Annotated in this window: 17 protein-coding genes; 5 read left to right on the top strand and 12 right to left on the bottom strand. The window is 60.7% G+C overall.

The window, feature by feature from the left end; genetic code table 11:
- Nucleotides 1–11: 11 nt before the first annotated feature.
- From ACF8O8_RS01495 to ACF8O8_RS01480, 4 genes are all read right to left on the bottom strand, one after another.
- On the bottom strand, nt 12–746 hold the full coding sequence (locus ACF8O8_RS01495; RefSeq protein WP_021781956.1) for an amino acid ABC transporter ATP-binding protein: 735 nt from the start codon (nt 744–746) through the stop codon (nt 12–14).
- Nucleotides 743–1414, bottom strand: coding sequence for an amino acid ABC transporter permease (locus tag ACF8O8_RS01490; protein ID WP_010952241.1), 672 nt, complete (start codon nt 1412–1414; stop codon nt 743–745). The genes ACF8O8_RS01495 and ACF8O8_RS01490 overlap by 4 nt, the downstream gene beginning before the upstream one ends.
- On the bottom strand, nt 1415–2161 hold the full coding sequence (locus tag ACF8O8_RS01485; protein ID WP_010952242.1) for an amino acid ABC transporter permease: 747 nt from the start codon (nt 2159–2161) through the stop codon (nt 1415–1417). It abuts the gene before it with no gap.
- A gap of 145 nt (nt 2162–2306) precedes the next feature.
- Complete coding sequence (locus tag ACF8O8_RS01480; protein WP_003254967.1) at nt 2307–3224, bottom strand: glutamate/aspartate ABC transporter substrate-binding protein; 918 nt, start codon at nt 3222–3224, stop codon at nt 2307–2309.
- A 333-nt stretch (nt 3225–3557) separates the two neighbouring features.
- Here ACF8O8_RS01480 and ACF8O8_RS01475 point away from each other — a divergent pair, with 333 nt between their 5' ends.
- Nucleotides 3558–7877, top strand: a complete 4320-nt coding sequence (locus ACF8O8_RS01475) for an NEL-type E3 ubiquitin ligase domain-containing protein (RefSeq protein WP_392509142.1) — start codon at nt 3558–3560, stop codon at nt 7875–7877.
- A gap of 27 nt (nt 7878–7904) precedes the next feature.
- Here the strand turns inward: ACF8O8_RS01475 and glpD are convergent, their stop codons facing one another.
- The 4 genes from glpD to ACF8O8_RS01455 form a co-directional block, all read right to left on the bottom strand.
- Complete coding sequence (glpD, locus tag ACF8O8_RS01470; RefSeq protein WP_020190708.1) at nt 7905–9443, bottom strand: glycerol-3-phosphate dehydrogenase; 1539 nt, start codon at nt 9441–9443, stop codon at nt 7905–7907.
- A gap of 222 nt (nt 9444–9665) precedes the next feature.
- A complete protein-coding gene (gene glpR, locus ACF8O8_RS01465) occupies nt 9666–10421 on the bottom strand; it encodes a DNA-binding transcriptional repressor GlpR (RefSeq protein WP_010952246.1) in 756 nt (251 codons plus the stop codon).
- Nucleotides 10422–10522: 101 nt separating this feature from the next.
- Nucleotides 10523–12022 (bottom strand): glycerol kinase GlpK, encoded by a 1500-nt coding sequence (gene glpK, locus ACF8O8_RS01460; RefSeq protein ID WP_060495345.1) that lies wholly within the window; start codon nt 12020–12022, stop codon nt 10523–10525.
- Nucleotides 12023–12073: 51 nt separating this feature from the next.
- Entirely contained in the window at nt 12074–12925 is an 852-nt protein-coding gene (locus tag ACF8O8_RS01455; RefSeq protein WP_350298233.1) for an MIP/aquaporin family protein, read from the bottom strand.
- 302 nt (nt 12926–13227) lie between these two features.
- On the opposite strand from ACF8O8_RS01455, the gene ybaK reads away from it, so the two are divergent.
- The gene (ybaK, locus tag ACF8O8_RS01450) at nt 13228–13698 is read left to right on the top strand and encodes a Cys-tRNA(Pro) deacylase (protein ID WP_003254957.1); all 471 of its coding nucleotides are present in this window, start codon (nt 13228–13230) and stop codon (nt 13696–13698) included.
- A gap of 37 nt (nt 13699–13735) precedes the next feature.
- Here ybaK and ACF8O8_RS01445 read toward each other — a convergent pair whose 3' ends face one another.
- On the bottom strand, nt 13736–14845 hold the full coding sequence (locus ACF8O8_RS01445) for an ABC transporter ATP-binding protein (RefSeq protein WP_010952248.1): 1110 nt from the start codon (nt 14843–14845) through the stop codon (nt 13736–13738).
- Nucleotides 14842–15762 (bottom strand): ornithine carbamoyltransferase, encoded by a 921-nt coding sequence (gene argF, locus ACF8O8_RS01440; protein ID WP_003254953.1) that lies wholly within the window; start codon nt 15760–15762, stop codon nt 14842–14844. The genes ACF8O8_RS01445 and argF overlap by 4 nt, the downstream gene beginning before the upstream one ends.
- 374 nt (nt 15763–16136) lie before the next feature.
- Here argF and ACF8O8_RS01435 point away from each other — a divergent pair, with 374 nt between their 5' ends.
- Both ACF8O8_RS01435 and grxD read left to right on the top strand, forming a co-directional pair.
- Nucleotides 16137–18245 carry a molybdopterin-dependent oxidoreductase gene (locus ACF8O8_RS01435; protein WP_392509141.1) on the top strand — a complete coding sequence of 703 codons (2109 nt, stop codon included), beginning with the start codon at nt 16137–16139 and terminating at the stop codon, nt 18243–18245.
- A gap of 91 nt (nt 18246–18336) precedes the next feature.
- Entirely contained in the window at nt 18337–18672 is a 336-nt protein-coding gene (gene grxD / locus ACF8O8_RS01430) for a Grx4 family monothiol glutaredoxin (protein ID WP_010952251.1), read from the top strand.
- A 57-nt stretch (nt 18673–18729) separates the two neighbouring features.
- Here the strand turns inward: grxD and bfr are convergent, their stop codons facing one another.
- Together bfr and ACF8O8_RS01420 are read right to left on the bottom strand one after the other, a co-directional pair.
- A complete protein-coding gene (gene bfr, locus ACF8O8_RS01425; RefSeq protein ID WP_003254948.1) occupies nt 18730–19203 on the bottom strand; it encodes a bacterioferritin in 474 nt (157 codons plus the stop codon).
- 199 nt (nt 19204–19402) lie between these two features.
- Complete coding sequence (locus tag ACF8O8_RS01420; RefSeq protein ID WP_003254947.1) at nt 19403–19621, bottom strand: bacterioferritin-associated ferredoxin; 219 nt, start codon at nt 19619–19621, stop codon at nt 19403–19405.
- A 224-nt stretch (nt 19622–19845) separates the two neighbouring features.
- Between ACF8O8_RS01420 and ACF8O8_RS01415 the strand changes: the two genes are divergently transcribed.
- On the top strand, nt 19846–20448 hold the full coding sequence (locus ACF8O8_RS01415; protein ID WP_003254945.1) for a peroxiredoxin: 603 nt from the start codon (nt 19846–19848) through the stop codon (nt 20446–20448).
- Nucleotides 20449–20476: the final 28 nt, after the last annotated feature.

The following is a 20476-nucleotide window of genomic DNA, read 5'->3' as shown; positions in this document are numbered from 1 at the left end:
CTGTGGCCGGGTCAGTGCTGCAGGATCTTGCTGAGGAAGTGCTGGGTGCGCTGGTCGCGGGCGCTCTGGTCACCGAAGAACTCTTCCTTGGTGCAGTCTTCGATGATGCTGCCCTTGTCCATGAAGATGACCCGGTTGGCGACTTTGCGGGCAAAGCCCATCTCGTGGGTTACGCACATCATGGTCATGCCTTCTTGGGCCAGTTGCACCATCACGTCCAGTACCTCGCTGACCATTTCCGGGTCCAGTGCGGAGGTAGGTTCGTCGAACAGCATGACGATCGGGTCCATCGCCAGGGCGCGGGCGATTGCCACGCGCTGCTGCTGGCCACCGGAGAGCTGGCCGGGGTGTTTCTTGGCATGGGCACTGAGGCCTACACGGTCGAGCAGCGCCAGGCCCTTCTTGGTGGCTTCCGCCTCGCTGCGGCCCAATACCTTGCGCTGGGCAATGGTCAGGTTCTCGGTGATGGTCAGGTGCGGGAACAGCTCGAAGTGCTGGAACACCATGCCCACGCGCGAGCGCAGCTTGGGCAGGTTGGTCTTCGGGTCGGCAATCGAAGTGCCATCGACCACGATGTCGCCCTTCTGGAACGGCTCCAGCGCGTTGACGCACTTGATCAGGGTGGACTTGCCCGAGCCCGACGGGCCACAGACCACCACCACCTCACCTTTCTTGACCTCGGTGCTGCAGTCGGTCAGTACCTGGAAGTCGCCGTACCACTTGTTGACGTTCTTGATGGAAATCATACGGAGATCCTTTTTTGCAGGCGCTTGACCAGCCACGAAGCGGAGAAGCTGATGAGGAAGTAGACGACGCCGGCGAAGATCAGGAACTCATGGGAGCGCCCGATGATGTCGCCGTTGGAGCGTGCCGAGTTGAGGAAGTCGACCAGGCCCACGGTGTATACCAGCGAGGTGTCCTGGAACAGGATGATGCTCTGCTGCAGCAGCAGCGGGGTCATCTTGCGGAAGGCCTGGGGCAGGATGATCAGACGCATGGTCTGCGCGTAGTTCATGCCCAGCGCTTGTGCGGCGCCCATCTGGCCCTTGGAGATCGACTGCACACCGGCGCGGACGATTTCGCAGAAATACGCGGCCTCGAACATCATGAAGGCGACCACGCAGGAGGTGAAGGCACCCACCGGGGTATCTTCGCCGGTGATCCAGCGCAGCACGAACGGCACCGCCAGGTAGAACCAGGTGATCACCAGCAGCAGCGGGATCGAGCGGAAGTAGTTGACGTAGGCGCCGGCCAGGTTCGACAGCAGTTTGCTCGACGACAGGCGCATCAGTGCCAGGATGGTGCCCAGCACGATACCGCCGATGACTCCCATGACCATCAGTTTGAGGGTCATGACCATGCCCTCCCAGAGGGCAGGCAGGGCGGGGATGATTTCGCTGAAATCCATTTCCATTTACTTGCCCCCCACGGAAATCAGGCCAGGCACGGCGACTTTCTTCTCGACCATGCGCATGAGCAGCATCAGGCCCATGTTCAGGGTGAAGTAGATCAGCGTGGCCAAAGTGAACGCCTCGAACAGGTTGGCGGAAAACTCTGCGGTCTGTTTGGTCTGCGCCAGCAGCTCCATCAGGCCGATCAGCGACGCCACCGAGGAGTTCTTGAATACGTTGAGGAACTCGGAGGTGAGCGGCGGAATGATGATCCGGTAGGCTTGCGGCAGCAGCACATTGTTGTAGATTTGCGGGAGGCTGAAGCCCATGGCGCGGGCGGCAGCTTCCTGGCCTTTGGGCAGCGCCTGGATACCGGTACGCACTTGCTCACAGACGCGCGCGGCGGTGAACAGGCCCAGGCAGATGACCACGCTGATCAGCGCCGAAGTGGTCGGGTTGAGGTCCTGCTTGAACCATTCCTGCAAGCCTTCTGGCAGCAGGTCCGGTACCAGGAAGTACCAGATGAACAGTTGCACCAGCAGTGGCACGTTGCGGAACAGTTCCACGTAGGCGGTGGCGATACCCGATACCAGGCGGTTCGGTACGGTACGCATGACACCGAGGAGCGACCCCAGCAGCAGCGCGATGATCCAGGCGGTGATGGCGATGGCGATGGTCCAGCCCAGGCCGGTGATGTACCAGTCCAGATAGGTTTCGCTGCCCACGCCGGTGGACTTGAAGAACACGCCCCAGTCCCAGTTGTAATTCATCGGGATTTCCCCTCAGACGGTTGTTTCACGGGCACCTTCGAGCATCCGGGGGCGCAAGGCGCCCACGGATGAAAGGTTAGACACTAATGAGTGGCCTGCAGAATTGATTCGTGCTCGTGAGCACCAGGCCACTATTTACTGAGGATCAGGACTTCTTCTCGTCCGCAGCCTTGTCGGTCGGCTCGGCGATCAGTTTCTTCAGCTCTTCGCTCATCTGGAAGTTGAGGTTCAGGCCTTTAGGCGGGATCGGCTGCATGAACCACTTGTCGTAGCTCTTGTTGACTTCGCCCGACTTGAAGTAGGCAACGATGGCGTCGTCGACCGCTTTCTTGAACGCAGCGTCTTCCTTGCGCACCATGCAGCCGTAGATTTCATACGACTGTGGCGTACCGGTGATGACCCAGTCGGATGGCTTGCGCGCCTTGGCCATTTCACCGGCGAGCAGGGCATCGTCCATCATGAAGGCCACGGCGCGGCCGCTTTCGAGCATGTTGAAGGCTTCACCGTGGTCCTTGGCGGAAATCACGTTCATCTTCATCTGCTTGTCGGCGTTCATCGCCTTGAGGATGCGCTCGGAGGTGGTACCGGCGGTGGTCACCACGTTCTTGCCGGCCAGGTCCGGGAAGTCTTTGTATGCAGGCTGACCGTCCTTGACCTTGGTCAACAGGCGGGTACCGACTTCGAAGATGCCGACCGAGAAGCCGACTTGCTGCTGGCGCTCGACGTTGTTGGTGGTGGAGCCGCACTCCAGGTCGACGGTGCCGTTCTGCACCAGCGGAATACGGGTTTGCGAGGTGACCAGGTTGTAACGGACCTTGATGTCCGTGCCCAGTTGCTTTTTCAGCGCGTCGACGACGGCCAGCTGGATGTCATGCGAGTAACCGACGGGCTCGGGTTTGCCGGCCAGGTAGGAAAATGGAATGGAGGAGTCGCGGTGCCCCAGTGTGATGGTGCCCGATTCCTTGATCTTCTTCAGGGTGCCGGTGAGCTCCTCGGCCATGGCCGGCGAAGCGATGACTGCAGCCGCGATGGCTGCGCCCAGCAATTGACGAACGATACGCATCAAATTTTCCTCGACGTGTTTGTTTTTTTTATGGAGCCGTTGGCGGACTCTTCGTTCAACGAATACAGCAAGAAGCGGGTGCATTCGGCTACCAAGTGTAGAGCATGACTCGTGCCAAGCCCTGCTGTCGACCTTAAACCACTGGTATTGCTCGTGCTTGACAGTCTCGACCTCTCTCTGGGGTTCGCCAGGCCGAATAAACAGCGATTGCTCATTCGGTTATCCGAACGCATGGGCTGCCAACCTATCCCGGTATCGCTTGCGGTAACTATGCAGTGCGCGGCAAGGGCTCAGACGTAGTGAGCTTTGCTCTTTGCCTGGAGAGTTCCACAGATGTCACCGCACCGGCTCCCGAACGATTCCATCGATAGCCTGATCGCCCAGAATTTGCCTGGATGGCTAGTCGACCACGCCCAACCGGAAAGGCTCGATGCGTTACGTAATGCCCTGAGTCGCCAGGCGCACTGCAATGCGCGGCTTGGCCCGATCCTCCAGGCCATCCCTTCTTTGCAGGCCTACGCAGCAGCGTTGCTCAAAACGAAACTGCGCAAGAGCGGCTTCAGCAACCCGGACGTGACGGGCTGGAGGGTACGGGTCTCGCAGCGGCTGTTGCTGCCCAGCGCTTCGCCTGTGCTGCTGCGGCCCACCTATGTTCGCCGCTCCAGGCGGTCATTGCTGGAGGCGGCGCTGCATAACTATCATCGCAGGGAGACACGCCCCGGGCTCACGCTCAAAGGTGAACTGGTCGATGGCAACGGTAACCGCCTGCCGATGAGCTTCCACGCGTTTGCCTCCGCATGTCGCGAGGTCGACGCAGGGGGCAAGTACCAGGCGTTGCTCACCCACCATCTACAGCCTGAAGATGGCCCGGAGGATGAGCCGGGCCAGGCCGTTTCCCGCTTGCACGGTCTTTTCGAGGCGAGTTTCAAGGCCCATTTCGAGGTGGCGATGCGGGTCGCTGCGTTGAAACAGGACATTGACGAGCGCACGTATTTTTTTCTGTTGCCACTTATTGCCGAAAAGCCGGTGGTGCCTGCGCTGGTGGGCACTGTGGTGCCCCGACAGTTGTACCTGCTGGGCCGCCCGGTTCAAGGCGTGCTGACGCTGGAAGTGCGTCCGTCAGCTGACGCAGTGGAGTCGGTGGTGCTCTGGATACCCGATGACCCTCATCAGCCCGTCTCCCGTCATGCCAGCTGGGATGCACTCGACAAGTACCTCGGTAAGCGCTTCCGTGCGCCGGCCTATCGGCGCTTTTTCGCACGCTTCATTACCGAGCGTGAGCGCATCAATTTCTATCGGGTATTAAACGAGCGGGTCGCGCAGGCATCGACAGCCGGGGTGGAACTCGACGCCCGTTCTGCACCGATCACTGACGCACCGTTCGTACACCTGCGTCGGCAATGCCTCGCCAAGATCAGGGATGACGCCAGGGTGCTCGCCGTGCCCACCGATGTCGAAGATGACGAAGACCGTGAAGCGCGCATGCAGGGCTACAAAGAGCTGGGTTTGAATGTGCTGAACGTGGCGGGGGCGTTCGTGCCTGTGCTTGGCGAAGTGCTGCTGGTGGCAAACGCGGTTCAGATTGCTGACGAAGTTTATGAAGGGTATGAGGATTGGCGCATGGGTGACCGCGAAGGGGCGTTGAACCACCTGTTCAACGTTGCCGAGAACGTCGTGCTCGGCGGGATGATCGCAGCCGGCAGCAAAGTGGCCGTGCGTGCCCTTGAGCGTCTGGCCTGCGTCGATGACTTGGTACCGGTGTGCACCTCCGCCGGCAAGGTCAAGCTCATGGCCACGGATCTACCCGGTTACGATGCCCAACCTTTGCGTGGTGCTGGCGCACAGGAATGGTTATGGCACCTTGATGAGGGCTGTTATCGGGTGTTGGAGGATCCACAGGATGGTCGCTCCAGGATCCTGCACCCTGGTCGTCCCAGTGCCTATCAGCCTGTGATCGAGCAGAATGGCGCCGGCGGCTGGCGCCACGAACTGGAAGCTCCCCAATACTGGGAAGGGCGGGCCAATCTGGTACGCCGTTTGAGTACGCCCCTGGCAGAGCTACCGGAACCGACATGTGACTACCTGCTCCAGGTGACAGGGCTGAGTGAAGCGCAGATTCGCCGTTTGCACGTCGAGCACATGGGCGCACCTGCACGGTTGCTCGATGCCCTGGAGCTTTATCAGGCACATGAATTACACCCGGACTTCAGCGCGCCGCGACTGGCGCAGTACGTTGCTGATCGGCAAGTGCAGCCCAATGGCATCGAGCGGATACTGCGGCGCACTTTCCCCGGCCTGTCGGCTCGCTGTACCCGTGAGCTGCTTCAGCAATGCAGCGGTGCGCAGCTCGATACGCTCAGCAACGCGCAGCGGATCCCTTTGGCAGTGGCCGAGCGTGCACGATGGTCGCTGCGCGAAAGCCGTCTGGACAGGGCCTGTGCCGGTTTGCGCCTGCCGCGTTGCGTCAATCCGGACACCGAACGCCTGGCTTTGGGCTTGCTCGAGCGTCAGCTGAAATGGCCGGACACCCTGCGCATCGAACTGCGCGAAGGTAGCCCGAGTGGCCGGTATCTGGCCGGTATCGGCGCAGAGTCTGCGCAGGATGTACGGTGTATCGTGCGCCGCGGCGACGGCTATCGCTACGCCGGTCAAGGTACATCCGGCCCCTACCTGGCGGCACTGTTGGCTGCGCTGGACGAGACGCAGACAGCCGATCTCGGCGATGCCGCTGTCAGTCCAGGCGCCCTGGGCTCGTTGCTGATCGAGGCCGCTGCCGGTGATCGTACCCAAGCGGCTGAGCTCTGTGGCATGCCGCGTCTGGGCGTTGGCCTGCGACCCCCGACCCGTTTCGGGGATGGGCGTATCGGGTATGCCTTGAGTGGGCGAGGCGAGAGCAGTCGGCGTGCCATAGGGCGTGGTATTCACCAAGTGTTTCCGACGATGACAGACGGGGAGCTACAAGCCTATCTGCTTGACCTCATGGAGCGGCGAGTAGGGTTGTGGGAGCACTACAGCCAGCTGACGGGGCAGTTGGCGCGCCTGCGTCAGAGCCTGCGCCAGTGGCGCAGGGATGCCAGTAACCCACTGGACGCTTTACGCCGCCGTCGGGTCGCTACTGCCGTACGGCGAAGCTGGCGGCGCAAGATAACCGACGAGGCCGGGGACTACGCGCTGATCATCAGCGGAGAGCGTATCGGGAGTCTGCCCGAATTACCGGAGGGGGTGAGCTTTGATCATGTGCGACGGCTGATCCTCAGTGATCTGGGCCTTGGTGAAATCAATGCGGACTTTCTTCGCCGTTTTCCCAACCTGATTGAACTCGACCTGTCCGGCAATCGCCTGACTGCGATCCCTCACGGCATTGAACATATGCCCCGCCTGCGGCAGCTGAACCTGCGCCGTAACAGCGTGATAATGGATGAGGCCGGTGAATTGCGTCTTGCCGGGATGAGTGCGCTGCGGTACCTGGACCTCAGCCACAACCCGTTGGGAAGGGCGCCGGTACTGACGCGCCTGGGCAATTTGCGTGAAGTCAACCTGCGCTCTGCTGGCCTTGAGGCGTTGCCTGAGCAGATCTCATTTCGTGCCCATGTGGACGTGCGTAACAACAACATTCGCACACTGCGCCGAGAGTTGCAGCAGCTGCGCCGGCAGGTGCACCAGTTGTCCTTGCACGATAATCCACTTGGCGAAGCTGACGCATTGCTGCTCGATGAGGCACGAGGTGTGGCCCCGGGCCAGTGGGGGTCAGCGTCCGCACGCCATCGCGCCATTGACAGTGACCTGTTCAATACCTGGGCCAACAGCACAGCCGACGCTGAACGTGATCGCCAGCAGGCCATATGGACAGCGCTGCTTGAGGAACCGCACTCAGATGGAATGTTCCGCTTTCTGGCAGACTTCGTCCACGGCGAGGACTTTGAACAGCACCCTGGGCATTACCGCAGCCGAATCTGGCGAATTCTGGAAACGTGTGAGCAGCACGAGCAGTTGCGTCACCAGTTGTTTCTCGAGGCGTCTGGTCCACGCAGTTGTGAAGACCGCCTGCTGCTGTTGCTGGAGCAGATGGAGCTTGGGGTTCTGGTGTTGCGCGCCGTCGAAGACGCGCATGGCAGTCGGATGGAAGCTCGCTTGCTAAGCCTGGCGCGTGGTTTGTTTCGCCTGGACGAGGTTGACCGCCACGCGACGTTGCACGTGCAACGCATGCATGCCGAGCACGCCCCACATATCGATGAAATTGAGACAAGGCTGTTTTACCGACAGCGGCTTGCGCGTCCATTGGGCTTGCCGATCGAGCTCGACGAAATGCACTACCCAGGTTTTGCAAACGTGACCACCAGCAACCTGCTGCGGGTCCAGGACGCGGTTTTACAAAATGAGTCGACGGATGCCCTGATTGCCTCGCTGGCACAGCGGCCTTTCTGGGAGCAATACGCGCGCGAGTTTCATGCGCAGCGATTTGAAGACCTGGTACAGCCACTGCACCAGCGTATGGAGGCCCTGCAGGCTCAGGTAGATGAGCAAGTGATCAGCGAAAACGAGTTTCTGCAACGCTGTGAAGCACTGAAGGCTGATTTCGATCGCAGCGAGCGGGCATTGCTGGCGCGGTTGGCGCGTGAAGCCTACGAGCGCTGGGCGAATACGCCCCCTTGACGGATCAAGAGGGCTTCACCGTAGGTATCAGGCTGCGCGGCTATTCGCCCGCACCTTGCGGGCTTGCTGCAGATACGCCTCCAGGGCCATCTGCTCCTGTGCGGTCAGCGACAGGCCCAGCTTGGTGCGGCGCCAGATAATGTCAGCGGTTTGCTCAGCCCATTCCTCCTCCAGCAGGTAGTCCACCTCACGGGTGAACAGCCCGGCCCCGATAGCCTGCCCGAGGTCTTCGGGGCCGTGAACGCCATCGAGCAGTCGCCACACACGGCTGCCATAGGTGAGCACCCAGCGTTTGGCCAGGTCGACAGGCAACCAGCCGCAACGTGCCAGTACGGCATCGATCAGCGCCTGTACCGTTGTCATGCCCTCTGCGCCCGGTAGTGGCGCACTGGCGGTCCAGGGGGCGCGCATCTGAGTGAAGAAGGGCTTGAGTTCAGCCATGGCCGATTCGGCCAGCTTGCGGTAGGTGGTGAGCTTGCCGCCGAACACCGACAGCAGCGGTGCCTGGCCAACCTCTGCCGAAAGGGCGAGTGTGTAGTCCCGGGTCACCGCCGAAGGGTTGTCCGACTCGTCGTTGCACAGCGGCCGAACGCCGGAGTAGGTATGCAGGATGTCGGCTTGGCTCAGTTGGTGGTTGAAGTGCTCGTTGACGACCTTCAACAGGTAATGTGTTTCCTGCTCGGTAATGGCGACCGCGGCCGGGTCGCCGCTGTATTCCCGGTCAGTGGTGCCGATCAGGGTAAAGCGGTCCAGATACGGGATGCAGAAGACGATGCGCTGGTCTTCATTCTGCAGAATGTAGGCATGTTCGCCTTCATACAGGCGCGGCACGATAATGTGGCTGCCCTGGATCAGGCGGATGCCGTAAGGCGCATCGAGCTTGAGGTCGTCCTTGATGAAGCTGGCCACCCACGGGCCGGCGGCGTTGACCAGCGCGCGGGCATGGATCGTCTGGAGGCTGCCATCGGCGTGCTGTAGCTCTACCTGCCACAAGCCCTCTACACGTTCGGCGCGCAAGCAGCGGGTGCGGGTGCGGATATGGGCGCCAAGCTCACGGGCCGCCATGGCGTTGAGTACTACCAGGCGGGCGTCATCGACAGCGCAGTCGGCGTATTCGAAGCCGCGGGTGATTGCCGGCTTCAGCGGGTAGCCCGGGCCAAAGCGCAGGCTGCGCGAGGCGCCAAGGCGCTTGCGCTTGCCCAGGTGGTCGTAGAGGAACAGGCCGGCGCGGATCATCCATGCAGGGCGCAGGTGCGGGCGGTGCGGAAGCACGAAGCGCATAGGTTTGACGATGTGGGGCGCCTTGGCCAGCAGCACTTCGCGTTCAGCCAGGGCCTCGCGTACAAGACGAAATTCGTAGTGCTCCAGGTAGCGCAGGCCACCGTGAATCAGTTTGCTGCTGGCTGACGACGTGTGTTGGGCCAGGTCGTCTTTTTCGCAAAGGAAGACCTTCAAGCCGCGACCAGCGGCGTCGGCAGCGATGCCCACGCCATTGATGCCACCGCCGATTACGGCAAGGTCATAGCAGTTGGCTGTTGGGGGCTGGGACGAAACTGGCTGGGACACGGGCAAGGCCTCCTGAGGCTGTTCACATCGAATGTGAACATTGATGTTCGTTTGCGAAAATATTAGCGCAACAGAACGCCGGTCGCCAGTCAGTCTCTATAGAAAAAACTGATCAAATGACAATGAAGTGAACATTTACGAAAATTCAGGGGGTACGGCTTGGGTGAGGGGGCGCTTGCTCACGCAGACACCAAAAGTCTGGCGGCATGCACCCACCAGCCCTCAGACCACCTCAAGCCTGATCTTGTTCTGGTTCAACAATTGGGTAAGGGCCGGGGTTGGTGTCCGGTCGGTCACCAGGCAGTCGACCAGGTCGATCGAGCCCAGGCGCACCATGGCATTGCGCCCGAACTTGCTGGAGTCGGCGGCGAGGATCACTTGCCGGGCATTGGCAATGATGGCTTGCGACACCCGCACTTCCTGATAGTCGAAATCGAGCAGGCTGCCATCCTCGTCGATACCGCTGATGCCCACCAGGGCGAAGTCGACCTTGAACTGGTTGATGAAATCGACACTGGCCTGGCCGACGACACCACCATCTCGGCGCACCGTGCCACCTGCCACCAGCACTTCGAAATCGTCCTTGGCGGCCAGGATCGCCGCCACATGCAAGTTATTGGTGATGACTTTCAGGTGGCTGTGGTTGAGCAGCGCCCGTGCGATCGATTCGGTGGTGGTGCCGATGTTGATGAACAGCGACGCATGGTCGGGAATCTGCCGGGCTACGGCGTCGGCAATGCGCTGCTTTTCGTCACGCATCTGGTCGGCACGCATGGCGTAGGCGGTGTTCTCGATGCTCGAGTCGTAAGCTGCGCCGCCGTGGTAACGGCGCAGCAGGTTGAGCTCGGCAAGCTGATTGATGTCGCGTCGGATGGTCTGGGGAGTGACAACGAACAGCTGCGCCATTTCCTCGATACTGACATAGCCGCGTTCGCGTACCAGTTCGAGGATTTGTTGTTGGCGGGGGGGCAGATTCATGGGCGGTCCTTTGGGGCTGCCGGACAAATTCTGCAATGATGCCGTAGGAAGGGGATGACGGCCAGTAGACGATTGGGGCCGCATGGCGGCCCCAACAGCTATCATGCCTCGTGATCTTCCCAGTCACGGGTACGCTCGACCGCCTTCTTCCAGCCGGCATACAGCTTTTCTTTCTGCGTTTCGTCCAGTTGCGGGCTGAACTCACGCTCGATGATCGCCTTGTCGCGCAGCTCGTCCAGGCCACTCCAGAAGCCACAGGCCAGGCCTGCCAGATAGGCGGCGCCCAGCGCCGTGGTTTCGCGCATCTGCGGCCGCTCCACGCAGGTGCCGAGGATGTCGGCCTGGAACTGCATGAGGAAGTTGTTGGCCACGGCACCACCGTCCACGCGCAGCTCGGACAGGCGCTGGCCACAGTCCTGCTGCATGGCGTCGAGGACATCGCGGGTCTGGTAGGCGATGGACTCCAGTGCGGCGCGGATGATGTGGTCTACCTTCACGCCACGTGTCAGGCCGAACAACGCACCACGGGCATACGGGTCCCAGTACGGGGCACCCAGGCCGGTAAAGGCTGGCACCAGGTACACGCCATTGCTGTCCTTGACCTTGCTGGCGAAATACTCGGTATCCAGGGCGTCGTTGACGATCTTCAGTTCGTCACGCAGCCATTGCACGGTAGAGCCACCATTGAATACCGCGCCTTCCAGTGCATAGGCCACCTCACCACGCGGGCCGCAGGCAATGGTCGTGAGCAGGCCGTGGGACGACTTCACCGCCTGGTCGCCCGTGTTCATCAACAGGAAGCAGCCAGTGCCGTAGGTATTCTTGGCTTGGCCCGGCTCCACGCACATCTGGCCGAACAGTGCCGATTGCTGGTCGCCGGCGATACCGGCGATGGCTATGCCGCTCTTGGTGTGGCCGTACACTTCCGAGGATGGGCGCACCTCAGGCAGCATCTGCCGCGGGATGCCCAGGATTTCCAGCAGCTTGTCGTCCCACTGCAGGCTGTGGATGTTGAACATCAGCGTGCGCGAGGCATTGGTGTAGTCGGTGACGTGAACCTTCCCACCCGTAAACTTCCAGATCAGCCAGGTGTCGATGGTGCCGAACAGCAGTTCGCCACGCTCGGCGCGTTCACGGGCGCCGTCGACATTGTCGAGGATCCATTTCAGCTTGGTGCCGGAGAAATACGGGTCGGTGACCAGGCCGGTGGTTTCACGAATGTAGTCTTCATGGCCGTCACGCTTGAGCTGAGCACAGATCTCGGTGCTGCGGCGGCACTGCCAGACAATGGCGTTGTACACCGGGCGCCCGGTTTCCTTGTCCCATACCACCGTGGTTTCGCGCTGGTTGGTAATGCCCAGCGCGGCGACCTGGGCGTGGCTGATACCCGCCTGGGCCAGGGCCTCGACCATGGTCGCGCTTTGTGTGGCGAAAATCTCCATCGGGTCATGCTCGACCCAGCCCGCCTGCGGGTAATGCTGTGCGAACTCGCGCTGGGAGGTACCTACAACATTGGCGTCACGGTCGAAAATGATCGCCCGCGAACTGGTGGTACCCTGGTCCAGGGCGATGATGTAGTTCTTATCCTGGGTGTCTGTCATGGTCGTAGGCCTTGCAAGAATAGGGGGTCAGGGCTGTGCGTGATGGTGGCATCAATTGGCTTGAGTATCGCCCTGGCGAATGTCATTTGTCTCAGGGGTCGCGGCGGGCGCCATTGGCAGGTTGCGTGCAATCAGGCCGCGATAGCTCGCTGCACCCAAGCAGGCGCCAAGGATCGGTGCAAATACCGGAACCAGGAAATAGGGAACATCCCGCCCGCCAGTGAAGGCGATTTCGCCCCAACCGGCCAGGAAGGTCATGAGTTTTGGCCCGAAATCGCGGGCCGGGTTCATCGCAAAGCCAGTCAATGGGCCCATGGCGCTGCCAATCACTGCAATCAGCAGGCCGATCAGCAGCGGGGCCATGGCGCCGCGCGGCAGGCCGTTGTTGTCGTCGGTCAGGGCCATGATCACGGCCATCAGAATGGCAGTGATCACCACTTCAACCAGAAACGCCTGGCTGGTGGACAGCGACGGGTGCGGGTAGGTGGAGAACACCGAGGCCAGCTCCAGGCTGCCTTCGCTACCGCGCAGCATGGCGTGGGCTTGTTCGAAATCGAAGAACAGATTGCTGTACAGCGTGTAGACCAGTGCTGCGCCACAGAATGCGCCGCATACCTGGGCCAGCATGTAGAAGGGCAGCTTGCGCTTGTCGAACCCTGCGAACAGTGTGAGGGCGATACTCACGGCTGGGTTCAGGTGCGCACCGGAAATACCGGCGGTGAGGTAGATGGCCATGCTGACGCCCACGCCCCAGATGATACTGATTTCCCAAAGCCCGAAGCTGGCGCCGGCCACCTTGAGCGCGGCGACGCAGCCGGTACCGAAGAAGATGAGCAGGGCGGTGCCGAGAAACTCGGCCAGGCATTGGCTGGACAGTGTGGGTTGGCGCAGAGCAGTCGTCATGTATGACCTCGTTTTTTTTGTTGTGAGGCGCGTGGCGCTCGACAGCAAAACCCGGTGTCTATCCCCATTGACCCCGGGTGATGTAGGAAATGCACCTTATAAGTGCACCGCTTATTCAGAAACGAAAAAATATAGACAAGAAACGCTGATGTCAAAGGTCGAAAGTGAACGGTCAGTCACGATATGGTCGCTAGAATCAGCTGCTGATCCCTGTACTAGACGCGCGCGATTGCGGTGCGGTGGCTGGGATGTGGGAATTGTCCTAAAGTAGCCGCCGAGTCGTCCCTGACTGGAGCCCTTGCATGACCCCCGCCCTAGACCTGTTGAAGAAGCACCGTGCCGAGCATCGTGTGCACAGTTATGAACATGACCCGAAGTCGGCGTCGTATGGCCTGGAGGCGGCAGAAAAGCTCGGGCTCGACCCGCAACAGGTGTTCAAGACGTTGCTGGCAAGCAGCGAGAAAGGGGAATTGCTGGTAGCGGTTGTGCCTGTGGTGGGGACCTTGGACCTCAAGGCCCTGGCCCATGCTGCCGGGGTAAAAAAGTGCGAGATGGCCGACCCGGCAGCGGCGCAGCGGGCGACCGGTTACCTGGTGGGCGGCATCAGCCCGCTGGGGCAGAAGAAGCGCCTGCGGACCTTTATTGATGACTCGGCGCAGAATTTTGCAACTATCCATGTCAGCGCCGGCAGGCGTGGCCTGGAAGTGGAGTTGGCCGCGGCGGTGCTGGCGGAGTATACGCAGGGCACGTTTGCCGGGATTGGTCGAGGCTGAGAACAGGGGGCCGCCAAGCGGCCCTCTGGTTCTGAAGTCAAGTCGCCGAACTGTATCGACGCACGCCATTCTCCTGGCGTGGCAACTGTGCCGCAACGCTACCCGGTACCGGGAATAGCACGAGGTGATCGGCCTTCACTGCAATCTCCACATTCTCACCGATCTCGTGGTCGTTATGGCTAGGGAAGATCGCTTCGAGCTGGCTACCGGTGGGCAACTGCAGGCGGTAGAGCGTGGATGCCCCAAGGAAACTCTTGCCCACGATGTTCGCCATGAGCGCGCTGCCAGGTGCATGCACGATATCATCCGGGCGCAGCAGTACATCCACCGAGCTGCCCGGCGCCATGATGTAGGCGCGGTTACCGCGCAGCTCACCCACTTCGGTATTGACCGCCTCGTGGCTGCTCATTTGCCCACGGATGAAGTACCCCTGGCCGATGAAACTCGCCACGAATGGCGTCTGCGGTTCGTGGTAAAGGTTGTAGGGCGTGTCCCACTGTTCCAGGCGGCCTTCCTTGAAGACGCCGACCTGGTCGCTGACGGCAAAGGCTTCTTCCTGGTCATGGGTGACCAGAATGGCGCTGGTACCGCGGCTTTTGAGAATGTCGCGAACCTCATGGCTCAGGCGCCGGCGCAGCTCCACGTCGAGGTTGGAGAATGGCTCGTCAAGCAGCAGCAGTTGCGGCTCGGGCGCCAGCGCCCGGGCCAGGGCGACACGTTGCTGCTGGCCGCCGGACAGCTCATGCGGGTAACGCCCGCCCAGCCCGCCGAGTTTGACCAGCTCCAGCATCTCTTCGATGACGGCCGCCTGGCGTGGGTGTTTGGCGATACCAAAGGCAATGTTCTGCGCCACGGTCAGGTGCGGGAACAGTGCGTAGTCCTGAAATACCATGCCGATGCGGCGCTTTTCCGGGGCCAGGGTGAAGCCAGCCCGGGAAATGACCTCACCGGCCAGGTGGATTTCACCTTCGTGCACCGGCTCGAAACCGGCGATGGCGCGCAGGGTGGTGGTCTTGCCACAACCGGATGAACCCAGCAGGCAACCGATGTCGCCTGCGTTCAGGTGCAGGTTGAGGTTCTGGACGATGCGCTGGTCGCCATAGCCGCAGGCGAGGTTGCGCAGGTTGAGCAGTAGGGGTTGACTCATGCGTGGTGGTAAGCCGGTTCTACAAGGAATTCGAGAAGCGCCTTCTGTGCATGCAGGCGGTTTTCAGCCTCGTCCCAGGCGACCGAACGTGGGTCGTCGAGCAGGTCCTGGCTGATTTCCTCGCCACGGTGGGCGGGCAGGCAGTGCATGAAGAGGACATCGGGTGCAGCCAGGTCGAGCAGTTCGCGGGTGACCTGGTAAGGCGCGAAATGCGCCAGGCGCCGTGCAGTTTCCTCCTCCTGACCCATGGAAGTCCAGACATCGGTGACCACCAGGTGTGCATCACGCACAGCTTCCCTGGCATCCCGGATGATCTGCACGCGGTCGCCGCCCAGTGCCATGAAGCGTTGATCCGGCTCATAGCCTTCGGGGCAGGCGATGCGCAGCTGGAAATCGAACTGCCTGGCGGCTTCGATATAGGAGTTGCACATGTTGAAGCCATCGCCGATCCAGGTCACGGTCTTGCCCTGAATCGAGCCGCGGTGTTCAACGAAGGTCTGCATGTCGGCCAGCAGTTGGCACGGGTGCGATTCGTCGGACAGGCCGTTGATCACGGGCACACGCGACTTGGCGGCGAACTCGGTCAGGGTGCTGTGGGCGTGGGTCCGGATCATCACCACATCAACCATGCTCGACAGCACGATGGCGCTGTCACCAATTGGCTCGCCGCGGCCCAGCTGGGTGTCGCGGGGCGACAGGAAGATGGCCTGGCCGCCGAGCTGGATCATGCCGGCCTCGAACGACACACGGGTACGGGTCGAGGACTTTTCGAAGATCATGCCTAGCACACGGTTCTTCAGCGGTTCGAACAGCACGCCTCGCTTGCGCAGGTCCTTCAGCTCGATGCCGCGGCGGATCACCCCGAGCAATTCGTCGGTGGTGAAGTCCAGCAGGGAGAGAAAGTGCCTAGCGCTCATGAGTGACTACCTTATCTGCAACGGTATGCAGGTCGACCGTATGGTTTTTTTTGACAACGGGGGTGACCTGCGGCGTAAGCCGCACGGGGCGGACGAAATAGGGAAAGGCGCAATACTATAAGTAAATGTCGCCTGAAGCCAAGGGGGGAAAAGCGGCGTGATTGCAAAGGGTGTTGCAAAGGGTGTCTTTACCCGTTGGCCCGTGCTGTTCTTTATTTGCTACAGACGGTTGTACACGGCTTGCTGGCAATTTGGCAAATGGCTGTCGTAAATCGTGCGCATGATGTCGGTGGATTCACGCGGCGAAGCGCACTGGCCGCAGGGCGGGGGCGGGCGCATAGTCACTGTTCGACAACAACAAGGCAGAGGCGGCCATGACCAAGACCCTGCATCACCGTGCCTGTCACCTGTGCGAAGCGATCTGCGGGCTCAACATCGAAGTCAGCCATGAGGAGGACGGGCGGGCGCTGATCAGCTCGATCAAGGGCGACCCCCTGGACCCGTTCAGCCGTGGCCATGTCTGCCCCAAGGCCGTGGCGTTGCAGGACATCCAGAACGACCCGGATCGCCTGCGTCAGCCCCACAAGCGAGTCGGCGAGCATTGGCAGGCCATTGGCTGGGATGAGGCTTTCGCACTGGCAGCCGAAAAATTGTGGGCGGTCCAGCAAGCCCATGGGCGCAATGCCGTGGCGGTCTACCAAGGCAACCCGAGCGTGCACAATTACGGCTTGATGACCCACAGCAACTACTTTCTAGGCCTGCTCAAGACCCGTAACCGTTTCTCAGCCACTTCAGTGGACCAGTTGCCCCAACACCTGGTCAGCCACTTGATGTATGGGCATGGGCTGCTGCTGCCGATTCCGGACATCGACCACACGGGGTTCATGCTGATTCTTGGCGGCAACCCGCTGGCCTCCAATGGCAGCATCATGACCGTCCCGGACGTGGAGAAGCGCCTTAAGGCCCTGCGGGCGCGTGGTGGGCGCCTGGTGGTGGTTGACCCGCGGCGTAGCGAAACGGCGGCAATGGCTGACAGCCATTTGTTCATACGCCCCGGTGGTGATGCAGCCCTGTTGTGCGGCTTGCTCAACACATTGTTCGAAGAGGGCCTGGCACGGGGCTCGCACTTGCCGGTCAACGGCCTGCAGCAGGTGCGCGAGGCCATTGCGCCGTTCAGTGCCGAGGCCGTGAGCGCCCAATGTGGTATTGCTGCAGCGGATATTCGCCAGCTGGCACGCGACTTCGCTGCTGCCGGGCAGGCCGTGTGCTACGGCCGCATGGGCGTCTCGACCCAAGCATTCGGTACCCTTTGCCACTGGCTGGTGCAACTTGTGAACCTGGTGACCGGCAACCTCGACCGCACAGGCGGCGCGTTGTGCACGGAGCCTGCCGTCGACCTGGTGGCAACCACCTCGGGCGGCCATTTCAACGCCTGGCAGAGCCGTGTGTCGGGTTTGCCCGAGTATGGCGGCGAGCTGCCGGTGGCTGCCCTGGCCGAGGAAATGCAAACACCGGGCGAAGGGCAGGTGCGCGCCCTGGTGACCGTTGCCGGTAACCCTGTGTTGTCCACGCCTAACGGCCGCCAGCTGGATACGGCGCTGGAGGGTCTGGAGTTCATGCTCAGTATCGATCTCTACATCAACGAAACCACCCGCCATGCCGACTTGATCCTGCCCTCCACCTCAGCGCTGGAGAACGACCATTACGACAGCACCTTCAACTTGCTGGCAGTGCGCAATGTCACGCGCTTCAACCGGGCGATCCTGGCCAAGCCGGAGGGGGCACTGCATGACTGGGAGATCTTCGTCGGCCTGGCCCAGGCGTTTGCCAAGCGTGCCGAGTTGGCGTTGAAGCCGACCTGGTCGCCTGCGCAGATGATTGATCAAGCCCTGCGCAAAGGGCGCTATGGTGAAGCAACGCCCTGGCGGCTCTCCCTGGCAACACTGGACGATCACCCGCACGGGCTTGACCTGGGGCCGTTACGCAGCAACCTCGCTGGGCGCCTGGCAACTGCCAGCAAGGCTGTCGAAGCCGCCCCCCAGGTTTTGCTGGACGACCTGCACCGCCTGGCGCAAATGACGCCCCCAGTGCCGGGCGAGCTGCTGCTGATCGGGCGCCGTCATGTGCGCAGCAACAACTCGTGGATGCACAACTTCCATCGCCTGGTGAAAGGCAAGCCACGGCATCAGTTGTTGATGCACCCGCAAGATTTGCAGCAGCGGCAACTGCAGGATGGCCAGCGCGTGCGCATCCGTTCGCGTACTGGCTCACTGGAGGTCGAGGTGCAGGCCTGCGAGGACATGATGCCCGGTGTGGTCAGCTTGCCCCATGGTTATGGTCATGGTCGTCAGGGCGTGCACCTGCAGATCGCCCAGGCGCAACCCGGCGTGAGTGCCAATGACCTGACCGATGAGCGCTTTAGGGACCAGGTTTCCGGAAACGCTGCACTCAATGGCGTACCCGTGCAGGTCGAGGCCGCTTGAGGAACGGCAAGGCCGAGCACAGCGCTCGGCTTTCCGATACAATGCGACACCGTGCCGACGACTGTGTCGGATAGTTCAGCCGAGGTGCTACATGGATATCATCGAAACGATCAAAGAGCAGATTGCCAACAACACCATTCTGCTTTACATGAAAGGCTCGCCGAATGCCCCGCAGTGCGGCTTCTCTGCGCGTGCATCGCAGGCCGTGATGGGTTGTGGCGAAAAGTTCGCCTACGTCGACATCCTGCAGAACCCGGAAATTCGCGCCAACCTGCCAAAATACGCCAACTGGCCGACCTTCCCGCAACTGTGGGTAGCCGGTGAGCTGGTTGGCGGCAGCGACATCATGCTGGAAATGTTCGAGAAGGGTGAGCTGCAAACCCTGATCAAGGACGCGGCTGCCAAGGCCAAGGCTTCTGAAGCCTGATCTTCCGGCAAGCATAAAAAAACCCGCGATCAGCGGGTTTTTTTATGGGGCGAATAGTTACTCTTCGCCCATCTGCGACTGCAGGTAGTTCTCGATACCGATCTTGTCGATCAGCCCCAGTTGGGTTTCCAGCCAGTCGATGTGTTCTTCCTCGGACTCGAGGATATCTTCGAGCACGTCACGCGAGCCGAAGTCGCCAGCGGTTTCACAATGGGCGATGGCGGCCTTCAGGTCGACCAGGCCTTGCTGTTCAATCTTCAGGTCACACTCGAGCATTTCCTTGGTGTGCTCGCCGATCAGCAGTTTGCCCAGGTCCTGAACGTTAGGAATACCTTCGAGGAACAAAATACGCTTGATCAGTTTGTCAGCGTGCTTCATTTCATCGATGGATTCTTTGTACTCGTGCTTGCCGAGTTTGTTCAGCCCCCAATCTTCGTACATGCGTGCGTGCAGGAAGTACTGGTTGATCGCGACCAGCTCGTTTCCGAGGATCTTGTTGAGATGCTGGATGACGCTTACGTCGCCTTTCATGTCGGGTTCCTGCCCTGTAGAAGTGTGTCAATCCACTGAAGTTTGAGCCCGATACTTAGGTGTGTCAAACCTAAGTTCTTGAATACTAAGTGAAAATTAATAGGAATAAGAATGTTTGTGAACCGCGTTGCAACGCTAACTTGTTGAATTGCGGGCATAAAAAAACCGGACACCAGGTCCGGTTCTTGAAATTCTGCGTTCAGGCAGCGGTAAATTCGACGGGGTAGGGCAAGGCCGCCTGGCTGACCTGAAGCTCGGTCAGGGTCTCGCGGACCACCTGCTTGGCCACGCAGGCGCATTTCCCACACTGGCTGGCGACATTGGTGGCGGCTCGCACTTCCTTGTAACTGCAGCATCCTTCATAGATCGCATCGCGGATCTGTCCGTCGGTAACGCCGACACAAAGACACACATACATAAGGGCTGACCATCGCTGGTTGGGTCGATGGGTTGGAGCTTAATGGTAATGAGAATGCTTGTCAAAGATCTTTCTGAGAGGGCTGTGCTTGAGCGACCGATGGTCGCTTTGTCGACGGAGTCGGCCTGTCATGAGAAGCCGTGTATGATGGTCGGCCTTTGTTGGATGTCGGGCAAGCCCGTCTGGCCCGGCAAACGGTTTTTCACCCTCATCAGGAGATTACAATGAGCGTACTCGTTGGTAAGAAAGCCCCCGATTTCACCGTTCCGGCCGTGCTGGGCAATGGCGAGATCGTCGATAGCTTCAACCTGGCCTCGGCCATCAAGGGCAAGTACGGCCTGGTGTTCTTCTACCCGCTGGACTTCACCTTTGTCTGCCCGTCCGAGCTGATCGCCCTGGACAACCGCATCCCTGACTTCCAGGCGCGCAACGTGGAAGTGATCGGTGTGTCTATCGACTCGCACTTCACCCACAACGCCTGGCGTAACACCCCGGTCAACAACGGCGGCATCGGTCAGGTGAAGTACACCCTGGCTGCCGACATGACCCACGAAATCTGCAAAGCCTACGACGTCGAGTCCGAAGGCGGCGTGGCCTTCCGTGGTGCCTTCCTGATCGATACCAACGGTGTTGTCCGTTCGCAGATCGTCAACGACCTGCCACTGGGCCGTAACATGGACGAGCTGCTGCGTCTGGTTGACGCTCTGCAGTTCCACGAAGAGCACGGCGAAGTGTGCCCTGCCAACTGGAAAAAAGGCGACAAGGGCATGAACGCTTCGCCTGAAGGCGTTGCTGCCTACCTGAGCGAGAACGCTGGCAAGCTGTAATTGCTGCGTGCATGAAAAAACCGGCCTT

This window comes from Pseudomonas sp. TYF_14 (assembly GCF_043105275.1).
GTDB lineage: Bacteria > Pseudomonadota > Gammaproteobacteria > Pseudomonadales > Pseudomonadaceae > Aquipseudomonas > Aquipseudomonas alloputida.
This window is presented reverse-complemented; position numbering and strand designations above follow the sequence as displayed.